Genomic DNA, 22,013 nt, shown 5'->3' on the forward strand with positions numbered 1-22,013 from the left:
GAGGGGTGTCCCCCGGAAGCCGCAGTCCGTCGTCTCCAGACGACGAGCTGCGGCTTCCGCGTCCGCCGGGGGTGCTTCGCAGGTTCTGGGCACGGCATCCCGTCTTCGCCGACATCCTCACGGCGCTGCTGTGTCTCGCGTTCTCCCTGGTCCCGGCCACGAGCTTCACCGACCATATCGACGACGCGGTCGGTGTCGGTCGCATGTGGCCGTTCACCGGGCCGGTCGTGATGGTGGTCGTCGTTCTGGCCTGCGCTTCCCTGCTCGTGCGCAGGCGCTTTCCGACCCTGGTGTTCCTCTGCGCGGTCGTCGTCGCCTTCGCGTACCTCCTGGCGCCCGCTCCGACCGGCGGGCCCATGCTCGGGGTCGCGGCGTACACCCTCGCCGTCCATCGCAGCACCCGAGCCTGTCTGATCGGGGTCAGCGTCGCGCTCGGCGCCCTCGCCGCGTCGGTCGCCGCCCTCGCGTTCACCGGCGTCATCGGCCCCACGATCGCGTGGAATGCGCTGGTCGGCGAGGGGCTGGCCGCCCTCATCGGGTCGCTCATCGGAACCAACGTCGGCAACCGCCATCGCTATGTCGCAGCCCTCATCGACAGATCGCGCCAGCTCGTCGTCGAGCGCGATCAGCAAGCCCGCCTCGCAGCGGCGGCCGAGCGCGACCGCATCGCCCGAGAGCTGCACGACATCGTCGCGCATTCGCTCACCGTGATGGTCGCCCTGGCCGAGGGCGTGGCCGCCTCGAGCGACATCGACCGGGCACGGCCCGGCGCCACGGCGATCGCTTCGACCGGTCGCGAGGCGCTGCGGGACATGCGCGCGACCCTCGGCATCCTGCGCGAGGACGATGCCGCTCCGCTCGCCCCGTTGGCCCGGGATACGACCGTCGAGACGGTCGACTCGGCCCGTGCAGCCGGGTTCGACGCCCGGCTGACCGTCTCGGGCGACCGGCCGGAGCTCAGCAGCGCGGTGCAGCTGGCGATCTCGCGGATCGTCCAGGAAGGCGTCACCAACGCGATGCGCCACGCCCGTGGCGCCGAACGCATCGACATCCGCGTCGGATACCGCCCGGATGCCGTCGAGGTCGACATCGTCGACGACGGGGAGCCCGTCGCGCCCGCGCAGACGTCGTCATCGGGGTATGGCCTGCGCGGCCTGCGGGAGCGCGTCGTCCTGGCGGGCGGCACGGTGACGGCCGGCCCAGGAACCGGCCGCGGCTGGCTCGTCCACGCCCGCATCCCTCTCGGACAGGAGAATCATGACCGCTGATCATCGCTCGCCCATCCGCGTGCTGATCGTCGACGACCAGCAGCTCATCCGGCTCGGGTTCCGGATGGTGCTCGAATCGGCTGAGGGCATCGAAGTCGTCGGCGAGGCCGCAGACGGAGCGGCCGCGCTCGCGGTCGTCGCCGCGTCGTCTCCCGATGTCGTACTCATGGACGTCCGCATGCCCGGGGTGGACGGGATCGAAGCCACCGCGCGGATCCGGGCTGAGCACCCGCGCGTCGCCGTTCTCGTCCTGACGACGTTCGACCTCGACGAGTACGCGTTCGGAGCGCTCCGCGCCGGTGCCGGCGGCTTCCTTCTGAAGGATGCGCGGCGCGACGAGCTGGTGGCGGCGGTCCGCGCAGTCGCCGCAGGCGAGGCCACCCTCGCGCCGCGGATCACTCGGCGGATGATCGAGCTCGTCACCGCGACCGGGCTCCCCGCTCCGGAACCCACCACTCCTGCCGTGCTCACGGCGCGGGAGGCGGACGTCCTGGCAGCGATGGCCCGAGGGCTGACGAACCTCGAGATCGCCGCCGAGCTGTTCCTGAGCGAATCGACCGTGAAGACCCACGTCGGCCGCATCCTCACGAAGTTGCCCGCGCGGGACCGCGTGCACGCCGTGCTCATCGCGCACGGGCTCGCCGAGCCCGGCGTCGACGTCTGACGGCCTTCTCGGGAACGTCATGGCTGGGCTCGTTACTATCGGATCGATGACCACCGTGACCGCTGCCGTCCCGCTCGCCTGGGAGTTCCCCGTCGAAGAGTTCTGGAAGTTCCTCAGCGAGGCGGGATGGAACATCGTCGCGGTCGCCGGGATCGTCCTGGGTGCGTTCGCGCTGTCGTGGCTGATGCGTCGTCTGATCGCGCGCATCGTCGACCGCATCGTGCGCGGCGCGAAGACACGCGCCGAGGCAGAGGACACGAGAGCGATCGACATGTCGCCCCTGGCACAGGTGCGCATCGTTCAACGCACTCGAACGCTCGGGTCGATCCTGACCAACATCGTCAACGTGACGATCGTCATCGTCGCGCTGCTCATGGTGGTCGGGGTTCTCAGCCCCGGCATCCTCGGCTCGTTCACGCTCCTGTCAGCCGCCATCGGCGCGGGTCTCGGTTTCGGAGCGCAGAACATCGTGAAGGACGTTCTCAACGGCATGTTCATCGTCGCCGAGGACCAGATCGGCATCGGTGACGTCGTCGACCTCGGCCTCGCGACCGGCATCGTCGAATACGTCAGCGTGCGCGTCACGCACGTCCGAGACGTCAACGGCACCCTGTGGTTCGTCCGAAACGGCGAAATCACCCGTATCGGCAACATGTCGCAGGGCTGGTCACGAGTCATCATCGACCTCGCCGTGCCGACGGACGCCGACGTGGAGGTGGTGGAGAAGACCGTGCTCGACGCCGCCAAGGACCTCGCTCGAGAGCCCAAGTGGCGCAGCCGCATCATCGAGAAGCCCGAGCTCTGGGGCCTCGAATCGATCAGCGGCGACGCCCTCGTCATCCGTGTCGTCGTCAAGACCCGGCCCAATGCGAAGGACGACGTCGCACGAGCCTTGCGCGTGCGACTCAAGCAGGCGGTGGACGAACTGGGCGTGAAGATCCCTCAGTTGAACTCGACCATCCTGACGGGTTTCGAGGGCGCCCAGAGCGTCCGAGGCGCGAACCCGCCGCGGACGAAGCCGCAGCCCGTGGCGCCGCCGCAGGTGAAGGGGCGTCCGCAGTGGCGGCCGAAGCGCAAGGGCTCGACTGCGGCGACGGGGTCGCCCGAAGCTCGCGACTCCCACGCCGAAGACGGCGATTCACCCGACCATCAGAAGGGCACTCCGTGAACGACCCGGTCAGCTTCTACGACGAGGTCGGCGGGCACGACACCTTCGTCCGCCTCGTCGACGTCTTCTACCGGGAGGTCGCCGCAGACGACGTGCTGCGGCCGATGTACCCCGAGGCCGACCTCGCTCCCGCAGCGCGCCGGCTCACCATGTTCCTCGAGCAGTACTGGGGCGGTCCGAGCACCTACGGCGAGGAGCGGGGTCACCCGCGGCTGCGTATGCGTCACCGCCCGTTCCACGTCGATCCCGACGCCCGCGACCGTTGGCTGCGCCACATGCGCACCGCCCTCGACGAGCTCGCCCTCGCTCCGCTGCACGAAGCCACCCTGTGGGATTACCTCGAGCGTGCCGCGTACGCGATGGTGAACACGTTCGAGCCCGCCGGTATCGGTCCGCAGGGCTCCGAACGGCGACCGACGTTCGATCTGAGTCCGGCACCAGCCACGGACACGTCCCGGCCGGGCTGACTCACCGTGCCGGCCCGGTCGCGCGCACCGGGGTGAGTCCCATGGCGACGGGTCCCCGGGTCAGCACGTGGCCGCGGGCGAACGACACGCGCGTCCACACATCGGTCCGGCGGACGACCGGCTGCTCGGCGCCCGCGATGAAGCCCATCCCGACCGCTGCGAACGCCACGCCGAGCGGCAGCCCGGCGGCGTCCTCGTCGGGGGCGCCCCAGACCGACGACCGGACGCGGTGAACGACGTCGTCGCCGGCTCCCGTCGGCAGTTGGCGAGCGACGGCGGCGATCCCCCACTGGGCGCGCAGCGAGACCCGGGCCGAGTCGAGGCTTCCCGCCTCGCGCCACCCGGCGCGGGGCGGCGACACCCCGGCCCATGCCGCCGTGACGCCGCTGTCGGGGAGCCGGACGGCACGACCGTCGTCGGCATCCGGAGCCAGAGCGGCGGCATCGACGGTGAGGTCGCACTCGAGCTCGGGATCGACTCGGGCGGTCCGCAGCGCCAAGACGAACGGCGTCGGGTCGGTGAGCGAGCGCGGCGACAGCGGTGCGCACGAGAGGGCCAGGAGACCGCCACGTGCCTGCAGCCGCACGATCCCGTCGCCGTGCCGGGCCGCGCGGCCGGCGAAGGTCAGGACGTCGCGGGCGACCTCGGGATGCGGGAAGAGGAGACGCTCGGACATCCGTCCTAGACTACCGAGCGATGCCCGCACACAGCTCAGAGCCCCGGTCCGACAGCCCCGCAGAAGAGACGGATCCCGTCGCTGCGATGCTCAGGGTGCTCGATCTCTCGTCGAGCGAGGCGCGGACGACGGAGGACATCTTCACCGGCAGGTCGCAGGTGATGCCCCAGGGCCGTGTGTTCGGTGGACAGGTGCTCGCCCAGGCGACGATGGCCGCGATGCGCACCGTGCCCGCTGAACGGGTACCGCACTCGATGCACGGGTATTTCCTCCGTCCGGGCGACTCGTCACGGAACATCACGTTCTCCGTCGACCGGATCCACGACGGCCGATCCTTCTCGACCCGGAGGACCCAGGCGTTCCAGAACGGGATGCCGATCTTCTCGATGATCGCCTCATTCGAGGACGAGGATCCCGGCGTCGAGCACGCGGAGCCGATGCCCGACGGTATGCCGCAACCCGAGGACCTGCCCGCTCTGGAGGAACAGCTGAGCGGGATGCATCCGCTGAGCCGGCGCATCTTCTCGGCCAGTCCCATCGAGCTGCGTCACGTCACGAGGCCGATCTACCTGGAGCCCGACACTGCCAGGACACCGAACCAGGCGGTGTGGGCGCGCACGCGGTCCGCCCTGCCGGACGATCCCGCGGTGCACCGGGCGGCGCTCGCGTTCCTCAGCGACCTGACGATCCAGGAGCCAGTGCTCCGAGCGCACGGGCTGGCGTGGGCCACCCCGGGCCTCAAGGTCGCCAGCCTCGACCACGCGATGTGGTGGCACCGTTTCGCGCGGGTCGACGAATGGCTCCTCTACGTCCAGGAGTCGCCGAGCGCCCGGGCCGGCCGCGGCCTCTCGAGGGGACGCATCTACGACCGTGCGGGCACCCTGATCGCGAGCGTCGCGCAAGAGATCATGGTGCGCGTACCCGCTCCTGGCGATGCGGAAGACGATCAGCGTCGGTGAGCGTAGGCGATGGGCTCCCCGACGATCGGAGTCCAGGCCCGGCGCATGTCGTCCGTGAGCCGCACGGGTCGGCCGGTCTCCGTCGAGACCATCACCACGACGGCCGTCGAGCGGGCGTAGCACGTCTGCACGTCGTCGCCTCGAGGACTATAGACCTCGTAGCAGACGTCGATGCTCGAGCCGCCGATACGCCCGATCCACAGCTGCACGTCCAGCGGACGCTGACCGTACGGGACCGGTGCGAGGTACTCGATCTCCTGCCGGGCGATCAGCGTCATCGTCTCGGCCGACAGGCTCAGCGCATCGAGGATCGCCGTTGACGGCCCGGGCAGCCCGATCTCGGGCTTCCAGAACGCGCGCAGGCGCGCTTCCTCCAGGAGCTTGAGCATCGAGGTGTTGTTGACGTGCCCGAGAGCGTCGAGGTCGCCCCAGCGAAGATGAATAGGGATCCGGACGCGGGTGGCCCCGGCGGTCGTCACCACCGAGGCCACCGTCTCCGACGTGAACTCAGTCACGTGTGAGCTTGCGGTACGTCGACTTGGCGGGGTTCGCGGCATCCGCGCCGAGCCGCTCGACCTTGTTGGCCTCGTACGCCTCGAAGTTGCCCTCGAACCAATACCACTGCGCAGGGTTCTCCTCGGTGCCCTCGTACGCGAGGATGTGCGTCGCGATGCGGTCGAGGAACCACCGGTCGTGGGTGATGACGACGGCGCAACCGGGGAACTCCAGCAGTGCGTTCTCCAGCGAGCTGAGGGTCTCGACGTCGAGGTCGTTGGTCGGCTCGTCGAGGAGCAGGAGGTTGCCGCCCTCCTTGAGCGTCAGCGCGAGGTTCAGGCGGTTGCGCTCACCGCCCGAGAGCACGCCGGCCTTCTTCTGCTGATCGGGTCCCTTGAACCCGAACTTCGACACGTAGGCACGCGAGGGGATCTCGGTCTTGCCCACCGTGATGATGTCGAGACCGTCCGAGACGACCTCCCACAGGGTCTTCTCGGGGTCGATGTTGCCGCGTGACTGGTCGACGTAGCTGATCTTGACGGTCTCGCCGATCTTCAGCTCTCCGCCGTCGAGCGGCTCCAGACCCACGATCGTCTTGAAGAGCGTGGTCTTGCCCACGCCGTTCGGACCGATGACCCCGACGATGCCGTTGGGCGGGAGGTTGAAGCTCAGTCCGTCGATCAGCACGCGGTCGCCGAACGCCTTGTGGAGCTTCTTCGCGTCGATGACGACGCTGCCCAGGCGCGGACCGGCCGGGATCTGGATCTCCTCGAAGTCGAGCTTGCGCGTGCGCTCGGCCTCGGCGGCCATCTCCTCGTAGCGCGCGAGACGTGCCTTCGACTTGGTCTGGCGGCCCTTCGCCGAGCTGCGCACCCACTCCAGCTCGTCCTTCAGACGCTTCGCGAGCTTGGCGTCCTTCTTGCCCTGGATGTCGAGGCGCTCGGCCTTCTTCTGGAGGTACGTCGAATAGTTGCCCTCGTAGCCGATGAGGCGACCGCGGTCGACCTCGGCGATCCACTCGGCCACGTTGTCGAGGAAGTACCGATCGTGGGTGATGGCGATCACGGCGCCCTTGTAGGCCTGGAGGTGCTGCTCGAGCCACAGGACGCTCTCGGCATCGAGGTGGTTCGTGGGCTCGTCGAGGAGCAGCAGGTCGGGCTTCTGCAGCAGCAGCCGCGCGAGCGCGACGCGCCGGCGCTCACCGCCCGAGAGGGGGGCGACGGAGGCATCCGCCGGCGGGGTTCGCAGCGCTTCCATCGCCTGATGCAGCTGGGAGTCGAGGTCCCACCCGTCAGCGGCGTCGATCTCTTCCTGGAGTGTGCCCATCTCGGCCAGCAGCGAATCGAAGTCCGCATCGGGATCGGCCATCAGCGCCGAGATCTCGTTGAAGCGATCGAGCTTGGGCTTGATCGCGACGCCGGCCTCGATGTTCTCGAGCACGGTCTTGGTGTCGTCGAGCTCCGGCTCCTGCATCAGGATGCCGACCGAGTAGCCCGGCGTGAGCTTCGCCTCGCCGTTGGAGGGCTGATCAAGGCCCGCCATGATCTTCAGGATCGTCGACTTACCGGCGCCGTTGGGGCCGACCATTCCGATCTTGGCACCGGGAAGGAATGCCATCGTGACGTCGTCGAGGATGAGCTTCTCGCCGACGGCCTTGCGGGCGCGGACCATGGAGTAGATGTATTCGGCCATAACGCCTCGAGTCTAGTCCGGGAGGGCGAGGAGTCCGTCCGCTCGGAGGCCGCGATTCACCAGTCGATGGGGCGGGTCTGCCCGATCAGGCAGCCGCCGCTCGGCAGTTCGGGGAGGACCATCGCGGTGGGCGCGGGCGTCGAGGGACCGACCTGCCCGACGAGGCACTCCCCCGCCCAGAGCACCGAGAACTGCAGGCTGTCGACGGGATCGTCGACGGAGGTGCGGTCGGCCGTCACCTGCATCGCGGACTTGTCGAAGCCCACCGCCACCAGCGCGTCGATGTAGGCGCGGCCCGCGACGCTGTCGGAAGACTCCGCGACCTGATTCATCACCTGGGTGAACAGGGGCAGATTGTCGGCTGCCGTGCTCTCGGGCGACAGGGGCGCTGGCCCCGCCGTCGCCGTCGGCTCAGCCGTGGGCGCGGCGGGTGCGACGGGGGGCTCCTCCGGGAAGAGCATCGAGCATCCGGTGAGGGACGCCGCGACGACGACGGCGCCGACCGTTCCCACGACAGAGCGAGCCGACGGAGAACGGAGCAGGCGCATGCCCGAATTCTAGACGGCGGGCCCGTCGCCCCTCGCGTCAGAACGGCGTCGACCCGGCGGTGTCCGAGGCGGCTACCGGCGCGACAGCCCACTCTCCCCCATCGGTCACGGGGTCGACCGCGGCCGGGAGGCTCGCCGTCGCGACCGCGGGTTCGGCACCGGCGGCATCCGCGCGCGGGTTGCGCTGGAACGTCGCCGTCCCCCACTTGAGATCGGGACCGATCGCGTCGGCGTCGATCTCGATCTCGATGCCCCGTTTCTCGCCCGCCTCCCATTCCTTCAGCCGCAGCCGCCCGTCGACGATGACGCGCTGCCCTTTGCGCAGGGATGCGAACGCATTCTCGCCGAGCGCGCGGAACACGCTGATCCGGTACCAGTTGGTCGTGCCGTCGACCCACTCGCCGGACTGCGCGTCTCGATAGCGCTGGCTGCTCGCGAGGCGGAAGCTCGTGACCGGGATGCCGGTCCCCGTGCGGCGCTGCTCGGGCTCGGTGGCGATGTTGCCGATGACGGTGATGCGATCTGACATGAGTGCTCCTCAGCAAGGCACGGAAGGGGACGCTTCGGCACCCGAGTGCCCGTCGAGTGCCGAAGCGCTTCCAGCTTCACCGCCGGTCCTGACACGACGTGGGCGGTTCCGCACATCCGTGCAGAACCGCCCACGTGCGGCGCTGGGGAGGAGTCAGCTGCGGGCGTACTCCGCGAACCGAGCGCGCACCTTGTTCACCTTCGGAACGGCGACCGCGAGGCAGTATCCCTGCCCCGGGTTCTTCGCGAAGAAGTCCTGGTGGTACTCCTCGGCCGGGTAGAACGTGTCGGCGCGCTCCATGGCCGTCACGACACCACCGCCCCACATCTCGTCGGCCCGGTCGCGCGCGGCGGTGAACAGCTCGAGCTGAGCGTCATCGAGCGGGAACATCGCCGAACGGTACTGTGTGCCGACGTCCGCGCCCTGGCGGTTGAGCTGGCGCGGGTCGTGCATCGTGAAGAAGGCATCGAGGATGACGTCGGCCGGGATGACGTCGGGGTCGAACGTCACCGACACCGCCTCGGCATGACCGGTCGTTCCCGTGCAGACCGCCTCGTAGCTCGGGTTCGCAACGTGCCCGCCGATGTATCCCGACACGACCTCTGACACACCATCGAGCGCGCGATACGCCGCATCGAGGCACCAGAAGCAGCCGCCGGCGAGGATGAATGTGGTGGTCATGGAAAGCTCCGTTCTCCCGCTTGCGCGAGGTCTCACCCTAGCCAACCACTGCCACCGCCCGCGTGTTCCCGCAGATGTCGGACCCCCTTCTTAGCCTCGATCTCGAGGAGGAAGTCATGTCGTGGATGCAGGCGCAGATCGATCAGCCCCCGGCCGCCCGGGCGCAGCCGCGAAGCAGGCTCGTCGCGCTCAGCGCCGATCGCTGGCGCGTCGTCGCGGCCGACGGCCACGTGCACGGTCTCGTCGAGCGCGTGCAGACGCCTGCCGGAGACCGGTTCCGCGCCCTCCGCTTCCACGCGCCGTCTCGCGCTTTCCGAGCCATCGGTGAGTTCTGGCGAATGAGCGAGGCGTCCGACACCCTTCGCCTTTCCCGCTGACCGCCGCCGGCGCCCCTGATGACCCGGGCTCACACCAGGGCATCCACCGGCTCCGGGCCCGCCGTGCGAGCTCCGCTCGCCACGTGGTCCCAGACCGAGGCCAGGACCTCGACGGCACGCTCGAGATCGGCGGGCGACGCGGTGAACGGTACGCGCAAGCGGTTCTCGTGTCCGCCGTCGACGGCGAAACGCTGGCCGGCGCTGAGATAGACCCCCGCCGCGCGGGCTCCCAGAACCAACGGCCCGCTGAGCGGCGCCGGTAGACCCACCCACAGGGCGACGCCGCCGGACACCTCGGGGACGTCCCAGTCAGGCAGCCGGTCACGCAGGGCAGCTCGTGCTGCACGGTAACCCTGCGACAGCAGTTCGGCGCGCTGGGGCAGGATCTCCGTCATCCGTGGGATCAATCGCGCCGCGACTTCCTGCTCGAACTCCGGCGTTCCGAGGTCACGGGCCGGCCGCGCCGCGTGCAGCCGTCGGATCACCTCGGGCCGAGCGCGGACCCACCCGACGCGCAGGCCACCCCAGACGGTCTTGCCCAGCGAACCGATACGAACGACATCGTCACCGCGCAGCGCCACGGGCGCCTGCGCGCCGAACGACAGCTCGGCGGTCGTCTCGTCGACGACGAGCGTGCAGCCCCGCTGAGCCACGTCCCGCAGCGCATCCTGCTCCGCGGTCGTCATGGAGCGACCCGTCGGGTTCTGCAGGGTCGGCATCAGGTATGCCAGCGCCGGTCGCGTCCGTCGCGCAGCTTCGTCCAGACGATCGAGGTCCCAGCCGCGCTCCGTCGTGACGGGCACGGCCACCAACCGCGCTCCCGCTGCCCGCAGGGCCTCGGCCGCATGCGGGTAGGTCGGAGTTTCGACCAGCACCCGATCCCCACGAGCCACGAGCACCTCCGCGATGAGGTGGATGGCGCTCTGCGCGCCCGCTGTGACGAGGATCTCCTCGCGCGACGTCGGGATGCCGCGCACGGTGTAGCGCTCGGCGATCGTGTCGCGCAGGCGCCCCGACCCCAGCGTGTCGTATCCGGTCCGCGACACGAGCCGCGCGGCATCCGACGCCGTCTCCGCCATGACACCGGCCAGGCCGGGCCAGGCACTCGGGCTCGCCTGCTGCAGGTCGACCGACCCGGGTTCGGCGAACACCGTCCCGCCACCGCGCGACGGCTGGGCTGTGGTCACGCTGCCCGACCCCCGCAGGCTCTCGATGTGACCGCTCGCGCGCAGGCTCGCGTAAGCGCTCGCCACCGTCGTGCGACTCAGCCCGAGCGTCTGGGCCAGGGCGCGCTCGGCGGGCAGCAGCGTGCGCGCAGCGATGCGGTTGTCGAGGCACAGCAGTCGGATGCCGTCCGCGAGCGCTTCGTAGGCCGGTTCGCGAGTGCGCCATCCTCCGAGCGCCGCTTCCAATGACCTGGCGGAGATTCGCGAGTGCATATGGCCACAGTACGGGAATTGGCCTCTTTCGCTATGGCCAATCTCAGGATGCAATGGACGAGTGACCCTCCGCTTCTCGCAACTCGTCGTCGGCCTCATCCTGTTCGGCATCGGGTGCGCCGTCATGGTGGATGCCGGCATCGGCCTGGACCCGTGGACGGTCTTCGCCGAGGGAGTGAGCAAGAACACCAGCATCGGGATCGGCTGGGTCGTGAGCATCACCGGTTTCCTGGTGCTGCTCCTGTGGATCCCGCTGCGTCAGAAGCCGGGTGTCGGCACCGTCGCGAACATCCTCGTCGTGGGCGCCGCCATGCAGTTCGCCCTCCCGCTCATCAGCACACCCGATGCGTGGCCGGCACAGCTGGTCATGTTCATCGCCGGCACCATCCTGGTCGGCGTCGCATCGGGGATCTACATCGGGGCTCGGCTGGGTCCGGGCCCCCGCGACGGACTCATGACCGGCATCCACCGACGCTGGGGCTGGCCGATCTGGGCCGGCCGGCTGATTGTCGAGGCGACCGTGCTCGTGACCGGCTGGCTGCTCGGAGGAACGATCGGTCTCGGCACGGTGCTGTTCGCCGTGCTCATCGGGCCGATCGTGCATGTGAGCCTGCCGCTGTTCGACCGAGGCGCAGGTGCCCGGATGCGTCCGGCACCCGACCCTCGCGCCAGCGACGCGACGGCGGCGGCCCGGCTCAGTGCTCCCGGAACGTAGGCCAGTCCGCTCCCGGCGGCATGTGGGCGTGCAATGCGTTCTTGGCGATCTCCATCGTGGGGTAGGTGCCGAGCTCGGCATCCGCACCCGCCATCGTCACGATGTACTCATCGCCGCGGTGGCGGATCATCCCCGCCACTCCGCCGGCGCCGTACGCCACCCACAGTGCTGTCGATCGTGTCTGCGCGTTCATCATCGAACCCCTTCCGACACCCGCAGGCTACGCTTCCGAGCGCCGCGGAGCCAGGGGTGTGCGGCGGCCGGACCGACACGGACCTCGGCGCGCGATAGCGTAGATGCATCTGCCTCCGTAGCTCAGTGGATAGAGCAGCGGCCTTCTAATCCGTTGGTCACAGGTTCGAATCCTGTCGGGGGCGCTCGAATGCTGTTGCGGACCGGCGTGTGAACCTGCGCTCGGTGTCGGCCACCACGGGTCGCGCCATGAGCGCGAGCAGGCCGGCGAACGCCCACAGCAAGAGCAGCACGGCGGCCTCGCTCACCACGATCGCGAGGAACACCGCCACGATGAGCAGCGACAGGACACCCAGCGTGAAACGCCACTGGGAAGCGAGCTGCGCCACGGCGACGCGGATCGCATCGCGCGCGCGGAAATCGAATCCCGCCGTCAGGACGACCATGTGCCCACCCCAGACGAGGATGAGCAGTCCGAGAACGCTGTACAGCGGGCGAAGCGCCGCACCGCCGTCGACCCCGTCGAGATGGATGAGGTTGAAGGCGAGCACAGCGAGGGCTGCGGTCGCCGGCACCGCCCACCGGAGGGTCGGTACGAGGTCACGTCGGTAGGCGCGGAGGAAGTGCCGACCGGGCGACAGGTCGGTGTGCGGCGCCATCGCCGCCGCCACGCCCGCCACGAAGGCGGGAGCCAGCGGCAGGAGGGCGAGCACGAAGAGGGGGACGTTCGACGGATCCCGGTCGAGCAGCATCACCGCGACGACGGAGGGCAGTGAAGCGATCAGCAGTTGCGCCTCCAGAACCATCTGCCGGTAGACGAACGCGGCGCCTCGGGACAGCGGACCGCGTCCGACCTCGTCGGCGGGATCGCTTCGACGAATCGTGGTGGTGTCGACATCCATCTTCCTCGGCTCCTTCGCTCGGAGGGTGGGGGACGGGGCGGCCGGCCGCGGTGACGTGACCGGCCGCCTCTGCTCATCCCTGATTCTGCGTGCGCTCGAGCGCGGTGTTGAACGTCTCGATGAGCTGGCCGGATCCCAGGCCCTCGAGCTCGGCGACGTACGCGTCCCAGTCGTCCTCGATGGAGCGCTGGCCCGTGATGAACGACGCGGTCGCCGCGTGGACGGCATCCGTCAGCTGCGTCTGCAGCAAAGACGTCTGCTCGAGCTCGATCTCGTTGAGCAGCGGGGCCGGTGCGGTCGGCAGCTGCTCCTTCTTCTCGAGTTGCTCGGCGGTCCATTCGGCGATCTCGTCGGTCATCATCGAGAGCACCAGCTCTTGCGACGAGCCGTTCGCGAGCAGGAAGACCCCGTTGCTGTAGCCGTAGTCGGCGTTGAGGAGCTGGGGCGCGCCGGCGTTGATCGAACTCCATGCGATGTCGTCCATGAGCTTGCGCGTGCCGTCGGCTTCACGCGTGAACGTCTCGCCCTCCACGCCCCACTGAGCGAACTCGAGGCCCTCGTCGGAGTAGTAGAGCCAGTCGACGAACTGCAGCAGCGCCTTGAAGTACGGCTTCTCGGCCGCGCCGCTCGAGATCAGGATGCCGGAGGTGAAGCGACCGCTTGGCAGCTTGTCGCCCGCCGGCCCGCCGGGGAGCGAGAGCAGGCGGATCGGGACATCGCCCTGGCCCGAGTCGGCGAACTTCTGCCGGTATTCCGCGATCGTCTGGGTGTTGCCGGAGATGGCGGCCGACTTGCCCGAGATGAACTTCTGTACCGCCTGGTCATCGCTCTGGGTGATCTCGGGGTCGAGCACGCCGGCCTCGACGAGGGCGGCGGCATCCGACACGACCTGCTTGTATCCGTCCGAGGCACCTGTGAACACGTACTCGCCGGCGTCCTGGTCGTACCACGTGTTCGCGTAGCCCCAGCCCGCTGCCGTCGGATAGTTCGGCGCCATGATGCTCAGCAGCGAGCCGAGCGGCGTCGCGTCCGTCCAGCGATCCGACATCGCGTAGTCGAGCTCCGGATTCGCCTGCTTGACCTTCTGGAGCTGCTCGAGGTACTCGTCCCAGGTCGCGGGGTCCTCGGCAATACCCGCTTTCTGCCACAGGTCCTCGCGGATGGCTACCGAGTACTGGACGTCGGGCACTTCGCGCAGGCCCGGCAGGTGGTAGATCTTCCCATCCTCCTGCCGGCGGTTCTGCAGGTCGTCCTCGAGGTCCCAGTCGGCGATCTTCTGCTGGAAGTTCGGCATGTAGTCGAAGTAGTCCGAGACCGGAAGGATCGCGCCGCCCGAGACGAACTGCGTCTCGGAACCTGCGTACGTCGAGGAGATGATGTCGGTCGCCTCGCCGCTGCCGATGAGGAGCGACTTCTTCTGATCGAAATCGGCCATCGGGATGTCCGTGCGGGAGAACGTGACGTTGTGGTCGTTCTCGAGATGCTGGAAGAACGACCAGTCGTCCTTCACCGGATAGTTCGGGTGGTCCCGGTACATGAGCGAGAACTGCACCGGCTCGGTCGCGGCGAAGGTCACGCCGGCCTCGAAGTCCTCCATCGCGCCGACGGACTGCGCTTCTCCGATCGTGGCGGCGCCGTCGCCGGCGGGATCGTCGGTGGCGGGGCCGGAGCAGGCGGACAGCACGACGGCAACGGCTGCCAGTCCCGCGGCACCGGCGAGGGTGTGGCGAGTGATTCTCATTGTGTTTCTCCTCTGTGTGAACGTCGTCGTTCGACGTAGGGGATTCAGCCCTTGACCGACCCGAGCATCACGCCCGAGACGAAGTAGCGCTGGATGAAGGGATACAGGCAGATGATGGGGAGCACCGTGAGCAGCATCGTGACGGCCTGGATGTTCGAGGCGACCTGCGCGGACTCGCCGCCGATCGCCTCCTGCACGCCCGTCGCGGCTGCGATGAGATTCCGCAGATAGACCGTCACGGGGAACAGCGTCTTGTCGTCCAGGAAGAGGAACGCGTTGAACCACGAGTTCCAGATGCCGACGGCGTAGAACAGCGTCATCGTCGCGAGCACGGCCTTGGACAGCGGCAGCACGATCCGGAAGAAGATGCCGTAGGTCGTGAGGCCGTCGATCGCCGCGGCCTCTTCGAGTTCCTCGGGGAAGTTCTCGAAGAACGACTTCATGACGAGCAGGTTGAATACGCTCAGCGCTCCCGGCACCACGACGGCCCAGATGCTGTTGCGCCAACCCAGGTAGTTCGCGATGAGGATGTAGTTGGGGATGAGGCCGCCGCCGAAGAACATCGTGAACACCGCGATGCCGACGAAGAAGGTTCGTCCCTTGAGATACGGCTTGCTCAGCGCGTAGGCATACGTCGTGGTGATCGCCATCGCTATGACGGTTCCGACGATCGTGTAGAGGAACGTGTTCCCGTAGTTCGTCCAGAACGTCCCGTCGTTCATGACCACGCGGAAGGTGTCGATGTTGAAGCCTCGCGGGATCAGATTCACCTCGCCGGCGGCGATGTACCCCTCGGACGAGAACGCCTTCGCGACGAGGTTGATGAACGGGTACAACGTCACGACGCACACGAGTACGAGGGCGACGGCGTTGACCACCCGGAAGGCCCGGTATCCCGGCGACTCCCGGATGATGCCGGTCTCGCGGCGCACGCGTGCACTGTCGGGTTTCGGGGGCAGGGCTTCGGTCACCACAGCGAGGTACCAACCAATCGACGAGAGAGGGCGTTCGCGCCGAGGACGAGCACGAGGCCGATGACCGCCTCGAACAGGCCGATGGCCGTTCCGTACGAGAACTGGGCCGACTGGATGCCGACGCGATAGAGATAGGTCGAGATGACGTCGGCCGTCGAGTAGATGAGCGGATTCTGCAGGAGCAGCACCTTCTCGAATCCGACAGCCATGAACGAGCCGATGTTGAGGATGAGGAGCACCATCATGGTCGGGCGGATCCCCGGCAGCGTGATGTGCCAGGTCTGCTGCCAACGATTCGCACCGTCGATCCGAGCGGCCTCGTAGAGCTGATCGTCGATCGTGGTCAGCGCGGCGAGGTAGAGGATCGTTCCCCACCCGACGGTCTGCCACACCTCCGAGGAGACGTAGATCGAGCGGAACCACTCGGGCCGTTGCATGAACGGGACGGGGTCGCCGCCCATCGCCTCGACGACCTGATTGACCGTCCCGTTGAGTGCCGTGAGCTGCAGCACGAGACCGGCGACGATGACCACCGACATGAAGTGCGGAAGGTACGAGATCGTCTGGACGATGCGCTTGAACCGACGCGAGCGCAGTTCGTTGAGCATGAGCGCGAGCACGATCGGAAGGGGGAACGTGATCAGCAGGGTGAGCCCGCCCAGGACCACCGTGTTCCAGAACACCGTCCAGAACTGCTGGTTGGAGATGAACGCCTCGAAGTAGTAGAAGCCCACCCACTCGTCGCCGAAGATCGAGCCGCCGGGACGGAACCGCCGGAAGGCGATCACGTTCCCGAGCATCGGGATGTAGCGGAAGACGAGCAGGAAGACGACCGGCGCGAGCAGGAAGGTGTACAGGCGCCAGTCGCGGGCGAGCGCCCGGCGCCAGGTCTGCTTCGCGCGGGGCGTGCGATCGCGCCGGAACGGGCGCCGCTTGGGCCGCGCTGTGGTGATCGCTCGCGTCGCGGTGCCGGCGGGTGGGGCATCCCCCAGCCGCACCGGCGTGTGAACGGATTGCGTCATTCGGAACTCCACATCCTCGTGGTTCTCGTGAGCGGGTCGCCGCTAGGGGGTCAGGAGGGGCACGCGGGCGTCCGAACCGATCACCGTCGCCCCCGCCTGTGCGTGCAGGCTGAGCTCCGCCGCCATCAGGGCGTGGTCCTGGCTCATCGCGGTCTCGGTGCCGTCGAGGCAGTCGCGGATCAGCTGCCCGAAGTACGGGAAGCCGGTCATGCCGTTGGCGTTGAAGCGGCGCTGTGTCTCCTGATTGACCAGGAGCACCTGACCGCCCCCGTTGTCGGTGGTGATGTCGATGTACTTCCGCAGCTCGATGTACCCGTCGGTACCGAGCAGCAGTGTGCGCCCGTCGCCGAAGACGCCCAAGCCGTCGGGCGTGAACCAGTCGACCCGGACGTAGCCTGTCGCACCGTTGTCCAGCACGACGTGCGCGTCGCCGAAGTCCTGCAGGCCAGGGGTGTCGGGATGCGCGTAGTTCGCGATCGTCGAGGTCGAGACGCGACCATTCGTCGCACGCGTGTAGTGGAGGATCTGATCGAAGTTGTGGCTTCCGATATCGCACAGGATGCCGCCGTACTGCGCCGGGTCGTAGAACCAGTCGGGCCGGCCGCCGCCGATACGATGCGGGCCGAAGCACACCACCTGGATGACCCGGCCGATCGCACCACGCTCGACGAGCTGGTCGGCGAGGATCGCCGCCTCGGAATGCACGCGCTCGCCGTAGTACACGGCATATCGCAGGCCGGTCCGCGCGGTCGCTTCCCGAACGGCATCCAGCTGGGCGAAGGTCGTGAGCGGGGCTTTGTCGACGAAGGCGTGCTTGCCCGCCTCCATGGCCCGGAGACCGATCGGAGCGCGCTGCGACGGAATCGCGGCCGTCGCGACGAGCCGAACCGCGGGGTCGTCCAGCACCTCCTGCTCGCTCGCGGCGATTCGCGCCGTCGGATACTGCTTCGCGAAGGCCGCCGCGCGTGCGGGGTCCTCGTCGAAGACCCAGGTCACGGTCGCGCCGGCGCCGATCAGGCCGTCGGTCATTCCGAAGATGTGGCCGTGATCGAGACCGACGGCGGCGAAGGCGAACTCGCCGGGCTCGACGACCGGACGCGGGAGGGGGTCGAACGTGTAGGAATGGCTCATCGGGGGATCTCCTGGTCTGTCAGGTCGTAGGCGCGGATGCGTCCGCACATGCCGAACGCGCGATCGCTGGCGGCTTCCGGGGCCTCGTGGGCCCGCGCACCGCGGAGGTGGGCGACATCGCCGCGGGCGATCGCTTCGGCGAGCCTCAGCGAGTCCTCGGCTTGGGCGAGGGCTCGCTCGCGCACGATCCGTCCCCAAGCGGCGGCGCGGTGCCGGACGAGTGCGCCGGCGCTCTCGTAGAAGTCGTCGAGGGGGGTGCGATCGCCCGCGACGACCGCAGCACGGAGCGCCTCGAATCCCGTGACGGCGAGGTCGCGACGCCGGGCGGCGCGGACCGCCCGGCCCTCCCCCTCGCCGAGGGCCACAGCGTCCGCATACGCGTCCGGGTCGCCGACGACGGACGGGGGGAAGGTCATCACCGCGTCGCCCGCCTCCGGCAGGCCCGCGTTGCTCATCAGCACGAGGACCTTCAGCCCGCCTCGGTTCACCGCCCGGTGGATCGTGCCCGGGGTGAACCAGACCACCGAGCCGGCCGACAGGCCCGTCTCCCGGTATCCGTCACGGTCGATCGTCTGAAGAGCTCCGTGCCCCTCGACGACGAGATACGCCTCGGTCGAGACGAGGTGGATGTGGGGACTTCCGCCGCAGACGCCGTCGGGAGCGGCATCGGGGTAGATGTCGAGGTGCGACAACGAGGTGCCGCCGGGGAACGATGACGCGGTCACGACGCCGCCTCCACGAGGGAGGTCTGCTTCTCGTAGAAGTGCGGCGCGCGCTCCACGAGGTGGCCGGCACGGTAGTAGGGGTCGTCGGCCGCGAGCGGAAGGTCCACGAAGGTGCGCTCGATGCCCGCCTTGTAGATGGCCGCGACGACCTCGATCGCGTTTCGGCCGTCCCGCCCTCCCGCGATGGGCTCACGGCCGTCCCGGATCGCGCTCAGTACATCGGCGATCTGCCCTGTGTGCCCGGCGTGCGCGAGAGGCTCTCGCGCGGCGACGACGCCTTCGATGGCCACCACCAGATCGGCATCGCCGCCCTTCGCAGGGAATCCGCCGCCGTCGGCGCGCTCGGCGATCACCCGCCACGGCTGCGACACCCGCGCCTTCGCGCCCTGGATGACGATCTGCTGCTCCTCGCCGTGATGGACGACGGAGCTCGTGAGCTGCGCAAGACCGCGTTCGTAGCGCAACACCGCGACGGAAAGGTCTTCGACCTCGCTGTTGTCGTGCTGCGCGTTCGCGAGCATCGCCGTGATCTCCGTCGGACGACCCAGGAGCCACAGGAGCAGGTCGATGTGGTGGATCGCATGGTTGAGTGTGCAGCCGCCCCCTTCCTTCTCCCAGGTGCCACGCCACCAGAGGTCGTAGTACGGCAGCCCCCGCCACCACGCCGAGTCCACGCGCACGGACGAGATCGACCCCAGCAGCCCCGAGTCGACGACGGCTTTGAGCGTCGCGAGATCGTCGCGGAACCGGTTCTGCGCGACCACCGAGAGCACCTTGCCCGAACGCTCCTGAGCCGCGAGCATCGCGTCGCATTCCTCGAGCGAGGGCGCCATCGGCTTCTCGACGAGAACGTTCACGCCCGCATCCAGAGCCGCGATCGAGAGGGCGGCGTGGGTAGACGGAGGAGTCGCGATGCTGACGAGGTCCAGCTCGGCCTCCGCGATCATCCTGAGGGGGTCGTCGTACCCGACCGCGCCGGCGATGCCGAACTCCTCGGCCTTCTGCGCAGCCTTCCCCGGCGAGACGTCGGCGAGGGCGACGATCTCGCAGTCCTCGGGGAACGCGAGATACCCGCCGATGTGGGCACTGGCGATGCCGCCCGTGCCGATGATGCCGATTCTGAACATGCTTCCTCGCACTTCTACTACGTATTACTACGACGTAGTAGTCATGATGGTCGCATGTGCCGCGCGCGGTCAACGATTTTCTAAAACGACCGTGTCGCGGCCGCTCACTAGGATGGACGACATGGTGGGAACAGCCGAGAACGACCGTCTCGTATGGATCGATTGCGAGATGACGGGGCTGGATCTCAGCGTCGACGAGCTCGTCGAGGTGGCGGTCATCGTCACCGACTACGAACTCGTGCCGCTCGACCCGGGCTTCCAGCTCGTCATCCGGCCCAGCGAGGCCGCCCGCGCGAACATGGGCGACTTCGTCACCGCGATGCACGAGACCTCGGGCCTGATGTCCGAGCTCGACTCGGGCGCGCCCCTCGCCGACGCCGAAGCGGCAGTGCTCGAGTACATCCAGCGCTTCGTGCCGGAAGGCAAGGCCGCCCTCGCGGGCAACACGATCGGCACCGACCGGATGTTCCTCGCGAAGTACATGCCCCGGGTGGACTCCTGGCTGCACTACCGGAACGTCGACGTCTCCAGCATCAAGGAGCTGTCGCGACGGTGGTTCCCCCGCGCGTACTTCCAGGCGCCGACCAAGGACGGCGGGCACCGTGCGCTGGCCGACATCCGGGAGTCGATTCGCGAGCTCGCCTACTACCGCTCCGCGGTGTTCGTGCCCGCGCCCGGCCCCACCAGCGACGAGGCCCGAGCAGCCGCCGAGGCCGCCGTGTCGTCGTATGCCCCATCCGTGTAATACAATCGTCTGGTTGCCCGGTTTCACCGGGAGACATGGTGGCTATAGCTCAGTTGGTAGAGCACCGCGTTGTGGTCGCGGGGGTCGCGGGTTCAAGTCCCGTTAGCCACCCCACGTAAACACCCCGGTCCGGGAGTGCAGATGATCGAGATGGATGTCGAGGAGTTCGAGCTCCTCGTGACCGCCGAACTCGATCGCCTCCCCGACGACATGGTCGACGGACTCGACAACGTCATCTTCGTCGTGGAAGACCGCCCGGAAGACGGCAGTCTCGACCTGCTCGGCCTCTACGACGGTTACGCCCTCACCGAGCGCGACCGCTACGGGCAGGGCGAGCTGCCGGACCGGATCATCGTGTACCGCGAGCCGCACCTGCACGCCTGCGATGATGTCGCGAGCCTGAGCGACGAGATCCACACCACCCTCGTCCATGAGATCGCCCACTTCTACGGCATCGACGATGACCGCCTGCACGAGCTCGGATGGGCGTGATGAGCACCGCCCTTCCCGACCTCGACCGCGAGACCGATCTCCGCGCCGCCCCCGACGAACCGTGGCAGACCGTCGTGTGGAACGATCCCGTGAACCTCATGTCGTACGTCGTCCATGTCTTCCGGACCTACTTCGGATACTCGCGCGATCGCGCGACGCAGCTCATGCTCGCCGTCCATCACGACGGGCACGCGATCGTCGCCGAGGGGCCGCGCGAGGCGATGGAGGCCCACACCCGCGCGATGCACGAGTTCGGCCTCTGGGCGACCGTGCGGCGAGCCGGCGCATGACCGCCTCCGTCGCGTTCGCGCTGCCCCCAGCCGAGGCGGATTATCTCCAGGAGCTGGTCGACCAGTACCTCGAGCTGGTCACCGCGCCCGACGATCCCCGCGACCCTGCCGCCAAGCGCCTCTCCCCCGACGCGTACCCCGACGATGCGGATGCCGCGGCGGAGTTCTGCGCGCTCACTCGAGACGATGTCGCGGCGACGCGCGCCTCCGACGCGCGTCTCGTGCTCGCCACGCTCACGAGAGCTGCACAGGGCCGCTCGGCCGATCCGGCATCAGGCGACGGGCTCACACTCGGTCCGCAGGAGCAGACCGCGTGGCTTCGGACGCTCGCCGGCCTCCGGCTCGTGCTGGCGGAACGCATCGGCATCAGCGACGAGAGCATCATGCCGGTGGGTGACCCGCGCTTCGACGTCTACGAGTGGCTGGGATACCGTCAGGAGATGCTGCTGCAGGCACTCGACGGCTGATCAGACGAGTTCGACGACGTGCGTCGCGAGACCTCGAGGATCGTTTCGAGCGATATGGTCCTCCTCCTGCGCGGCCCAGCGATCCCAATGCGGACGGTACGCCTCACCGTCGCGGTCCAGGGCACGCCGCTTGCGCAGCTCGCTCGGGGCGTCCAACCAGATACTGACCGTCGCGAAGGCTGCGGCCGCGGCGGTGAGCGCTCCGCTGCCTTCGAGGAGGATCGTCTCGTCGGCGCCGACGACCCGTTCGGGTCCGTAGCGGTCCGCCGTCCAATCCCACTGCTGCCAGCGCGCCGTAGCGCCCGTGCGACGAGGGGCGAGTACACGCGCGACGGCGTACTCGGCGCCCGCCGCGAGGCCGTCCCAGCCGGGATACAGCTCGTCGAGTGCCACCAGCTGCGGCGTTCGCGGGCCGCTCCACTGCCGCTGCAGCTCGCGCGCGAGTGTGGACTTTCCCGCGCCGCTGCGCCCGTCGATGATCACGACATCGCCCGGCGAGGTTTCGCCGAGCACGGTACGGATGAGCG

27 protein-coding genes and 2 tRNA genes are annotated in these 22,013 nt (G+C 68.6%); 13 read left to right on the plus strand and 16 right to left on the minus strand.

Annotation, left to right across the window (positions count from 1 at the left end; translation table 11 throughout):
- Window positions 1-5: 5 nt before the first annotated feature.
- From C3481_RS01740 to C3481_RS01755, 4 genes are read left to right on the plus strand one after another with little or no spacing between them, the layout of a single operon-like run.
- Window positions 6-1,268 carry a sensor histidine kinase gene (locus C3481_RS01740; RefSeq protein WP_258038995.1) on the plus strand — a complete coding sequence of 421 codons (1,263 nt, stop codon included), beginning with the start codon at window positions 6-8 and terminating at the stop codon, window positions 1,266-1,268.
- Window positions 1,258-1,932: a response regulator transcription factor gene (locus C3481_RS01745; RefSeq protein WP_023950854.1), complete on the plus strand. Its 675-nt coding sequence runs from the start codon at window positions 1,258-1,260 to the stop codon at window positions 1,930-1,932. Before C3481_RS01740 ends, C3481_RS01745 begins: the two co-directional genes overlap by 11 nt.
- A gap of 46 nt (window positions 1,933-1,978) precedes the next feature.
- A complete protein-coding gene (locus tag C3481_RS01750; protein ID WP_088379935.1) occupies window positions 1,979-3,100 on the plus strand; it encodes a mechanosensitive ion channel family protein in 1,122 nt (373 codons plus the stop codon).
- Window positions 3,097-3,567: a globin gene (locus C3481_RS01755; protein ID WP_071918129.1), complete on the plus strand. Its 471-nt coding sequence runs from the start codon at window positions 3,097-3,099 to the stop codon at window positions 3,565-3,567. The genes C3481_RS01750 and C3481_RS01755 overlap by 4 nt, the downstream gene beginning before the upstream one ends.
- Before the next feature lies 1 nt (window position 3,568).
- On the opposite strand, the gene C3481_RS01760 is transcribed toward C3481_RS01755, so the two are convergent.
- Window positions 3,569-4,243: a hypothetical protein gene (locus C3481_RS01760; protein WP_103840557.1), complete on the minus strand. Its 675-nt coding sequence runs from the start codon at window positions 4,241-4,243 to the stop codon at window positions 3,569-3,571.
- Between the two features lie 20 nt (window positions 4,244-4,263).
- Between C3481_RS01760 and C3481_RS01765 the strand changes: the two genes are divergently transcribed.
- Window positions 4,264-5,202 (plus strand): acyl-CoA thioesterase II, encoded by a 939-nt coding sequence (locus C3481_RS01765; RefSeq protein ID WP_103840559.1) that lies wholly within the window; start codon window positions 4,264-4,266, stop codon window positions 5,200-5,202.
- Here C3481_RS01765 and C3481_RS01770 read toward each other — a convergent pair.
- The 5 genes from C3481_RS01770 to msrA all read right to left on the minus strand — a co-directional run bounded on the left by C3481_RS01770 (window position 5,190) and on the right by msrA (window position 9,147).
- The gene (locus C3481_RS01770) at window positions 5,190-5,717 is read right to left on the minus strand and encodes a thioesterase family protein (protein ID WP_258038996.1); all 528 of its coding nucleotides are present in this window, start codon (window positions 5,715-5,717) and stop codon (window positions 5,190-5,192) included. The genes C3481_RS01765 and C3481_RS01770 overlap by 13 nt on opposite strands.
- Window positions 5,710-7,389, minus strand: coding sequence for an energy-dependent translational throttle protein EttA (gene ettA / locus C3481_RS01775; protein WP_023950865.1), 1,680 nt, complete (start codon window positions 7,387-7,389; stop codon window positions 5,710-5,712). Before ettA ends, C3481_RS01770 begins: the two co-directional genes overlap by 8 nt.
- Window positions 7,390-7,445: 56 nt before the next feature.
- A complete protein-coding gene (locus C3481_RS16695; protein WP_237049183.1) occupies window positions 7,446-7,937 on the minus strand; it encodes a hypothetical protein in 492 nt (163 codons plus the stop codon).
- A 37-nt stretch (window positions 7,938-7,974) separates the two neighbouring features.
- Entirely contained in the window at window positions 7,975-8,466 is a 492-nt protein-coding gene (gene ssb / locus C3481_RS01785) for a single-stranded DNA-binding protein (RefSeq protein WP_023950871.1), read from the minus strand.
- 153 nt (window positions 8,467-8,619) lie between these two features.
- Complete coding sequence (gene msrA / locus C3481_RS01790) at window positions 8,620-9,147, minus strand: peptide-methionine (S)-S-oxide reductase MsrA (RefSeq protein WP_103840563.1); 528 nt, start codon at window positions 9,145-9,147, stop codon at window positions 8,620-8,622.
- Between the two features lie 116 nt (window positions 9,148-9,263).
- On the opposite strand from msrA, the gene C3481_RS01795 reads away from it, so the two are divergent.
- Entirely contained in the window at window positions 9,264-9,524 is a 261-nt protein-coding gene (locus C3481_RS01795) for a hypothetical protein (protein WP_146053610.1), read from the plus strand.
- Between the two features lie 29 nt (window positions 9,525-9,553).
- Here C3481_RS01795 and C3481_RS01800 read toward each other — a convergent pair whose 3' ends face one another.
- Window positions 9,554-10,963, minus strand: a complete 1,410-nt coding sequence (locus tag C3481_RS01800) for a PLP-dependent aminotransferase family protein (RefSeq protein ID WP_103840567.1) — start codon at window positions 10,961-10,963, stop codon at window positions 9,554-9,556.
- Between the two features lie 61 nt (window positions 10,964-11,024).
- Here C3481_RS01800 and C3481_RS01805 point away from each other — a divergent pair, with 61 nt between their 5' ends.
- Window positions 11,025-11,678, plus strand: a complete 654-nt coding sequence (locus C3481_RS01805; RefSeq protein WP_103840568.1) for a YitT family protein — start codon at window positions 11,025-11,027, stop codon at window positions 11,676-11,678.
- Here C3481_RS01805 and C3481_RS01810 read toward each other — a convergent pair.
- Complete coding sequence (locus tag C3481_RS01810; RefSeq protein WP_233494886.1) at window positions 11,659-11,871, minus strand: methyltransferase; 213 nt, start codon at window positions 11,869-11,871, stop codon at window positions 11,659-11,661. The genes C3481_RS01805 and C3481_RS01810 overlap by 20 nt on opposite strands.
- A 111-nt stretch (window positions 11,872-11,982) precedes the next feature.
- Between C3481_RS01810 and C3481_RS01815 the strand changes: the two genes are divergently transcribed.
- A tRNA-Arg gene (locus tag C3481_RS01815) sits at window positions 11,983-12,055 on the plus strand.
- On the opposite strand, the gene C3481_RS01820 is transcribed toward C3481_RS01815, so the two are convergent.
- The 7 genes from C3481_RS01820 to C3481_RS01850 form a co-directional block, all read right to left on the minus strand.
- Window positions 12,029-12,772 carry a hypothetical protein gene (locus tag C3481_RS01820; RefSeq protein ID WP_103840570.1) on the minus strand — a complete coding sequence of 248 codons (744 nt, stop codon included), beginning with the start codon at window positions 12,770-12,772 and terminating at the stop codon, window positions 12,029-12,031. The genes C3481_RS01815 and C3481_RS01820 overlap by 27 nt on opposite strands.
- Before the next feature lie 73 nt (window positions 12,773-12,845).
- Window positions 12,846-14,513, minus strand: a complete 1,668-nt coding sequence (locus C3481_RS01825) for an extracellular solute-binding protein (protein ID WP_103840571.1) — start codon at window positions 14,511-14,513, stop codon at window positions 12,846-12,848.
- 44 nt (window positions 14,514-14,557) lie between these two features.
- A complete protein-coding gene (locus C3481_RS01830) occupies window positions 14,558-15,445 on the minus strand; it encodes a carbohydrate ABC transporter permease (RefSeq protein ID WP_233494887.1) in 888 nt (295 codons plus the stop codon).
- 35 nt (window positions 15,446-15,480) lie between these two features.
- Window positions 15,481-16,509, minus strand: a complete 1,029-nt coding sequence (locus tag C3481_RS01835; protein ID WP_083990662.1) for a sugar ABC transporter permease — start codon at window positions 16,507-16,509, stop codon at window positions 15,481-15,483.
- A 42-nt stretch (window positions 16,510-16,551) separates the two neighbouring features.
- The gene (locus C3481_RS01840; protein WP_023950891.1) at window positions 16,552-17,640 is read right to left on the minus strand and encodes a Gfo/Idh/MocA family protein; all 1,089 of its coding nucleotides are present in this window, start codon (window positions 17,638-17,640) and stop codon (window positions 16,552-16,554) included.
- Window positions 17,637-18,365, minus strand: coding sequence for a cupin domain-containing protein (locus C3481_RS01845; RefSeq protein WP_064956613.1), 729 nt, complete (start codon window positions 18,363-18,365; stop codon window positions 17,637-17,639). Before C3481_RS01845 ends, C3481_RS01840 begins: the two co-directional genes overlap by 4 nt.
- Window positions 18,362-19,492 (minus strand): Gfo/Idh/MocA family protein, encoded by a 1,131-nt coding sequence (locus C3481_RS01850; RefSeq protein WP_103840573.1) that lies wholly within the window; start codon window positions 19,490-19,492, stop codon window positions 18,362-18,364. Before C3481_RS01850 ends, C3481_RS01845 begins: the two co-directional genes overlap by 4 nt.
- Window positions 19,493-19,613: 121 nt before the next feature.
- On the opposite strand from C3481_RS01850, the gene orn reads away from it, so the two are divergent.
- From orn to C3481_RS01875, 5 genes are all read left to right on the plus strand, one after another.
- Window positions 19,614-20,237: an oligoribonuclease gene (gene orn / locus C3481_RS01855; RefSeq protein ID WP_064956614.1), complete on the plus strand. Its 624-nt coding sequence runs from the start codon at window positions 19,614-19,616 to the stop codon at window positions 20,235-20,237.
- A gap of 38 nt (window positions 20,238-20,275) precedes the next feature.
- Window positions 20,276-20,351: transfer RNA gene (locus C3481_RS01860), tRNA-His, on the plus strand.
- 27 nt (window positions 20,352-20,378) lie between these two features.
- Entirely contained in the window at window positions 20,379-20,729 is a 351-nt protein-coding gene (locus tag C3481_RS01865; protein WP_064956615.1) for a metallopeptidase family protein, read from the plus strand.
- Complete coding sequence (clpS, locus tag C3481_RS01870; RefSeq protein ID WP_064956616.1) at window positions 20,720-21,019, plus strand: ATP-dependent Clp protease adapter ClpS; 300 nt, start codon at window positions 20,720-20,722, stop codon at window positions 21,017-21,019. Before C3481_RS01865 ends, clpS begins: the two co-directional genes overlap by 10 nt.
- On the plus strand, window positions 21,016-21,486 hold the full coding sequence (locus C3481_RS01875) for a DUF2017 family protein (protein WP_103840574.1): 471 nt from the start codon (window positions 21,016-21,018) through the stop codon (window positions 21,484-21,486). The genes clpS and C3481_RS01875 overlap by 4 nt, the downstream gene beginning before the upstream one ends.
- Here the strand turns inward: C3481_RS01875 and C3481_RS01880 are convergent, their stop codons facing one another.
- Window positions 21,487-21,999 carry a hypothetical protein gene (locus C3481_RS01880; RefSeq protein WP_258038997.1) on the minus strand — a complete coding sequence of 171 codons (513 nt, stop codon included), beginning with the start codon at window positions 21,997-21,999 and terminating at the stop codon, window positions 21,487-21,489. It abuts the gene before it with no gap.
- Between the last annotated feature and the right edge of the window lie 14 nt (window positions 22,000-22,013).

Origin of the sequence: Microbacterium sp. Ru50, from assembly GCF_002920555.1 — a bacterium.
GTDB lineage: Bacteria > Actinomycetota > Actinomycetes > Actinomycetales > Microbacteriaceae > Microbacterium > Microbacterium arborescens.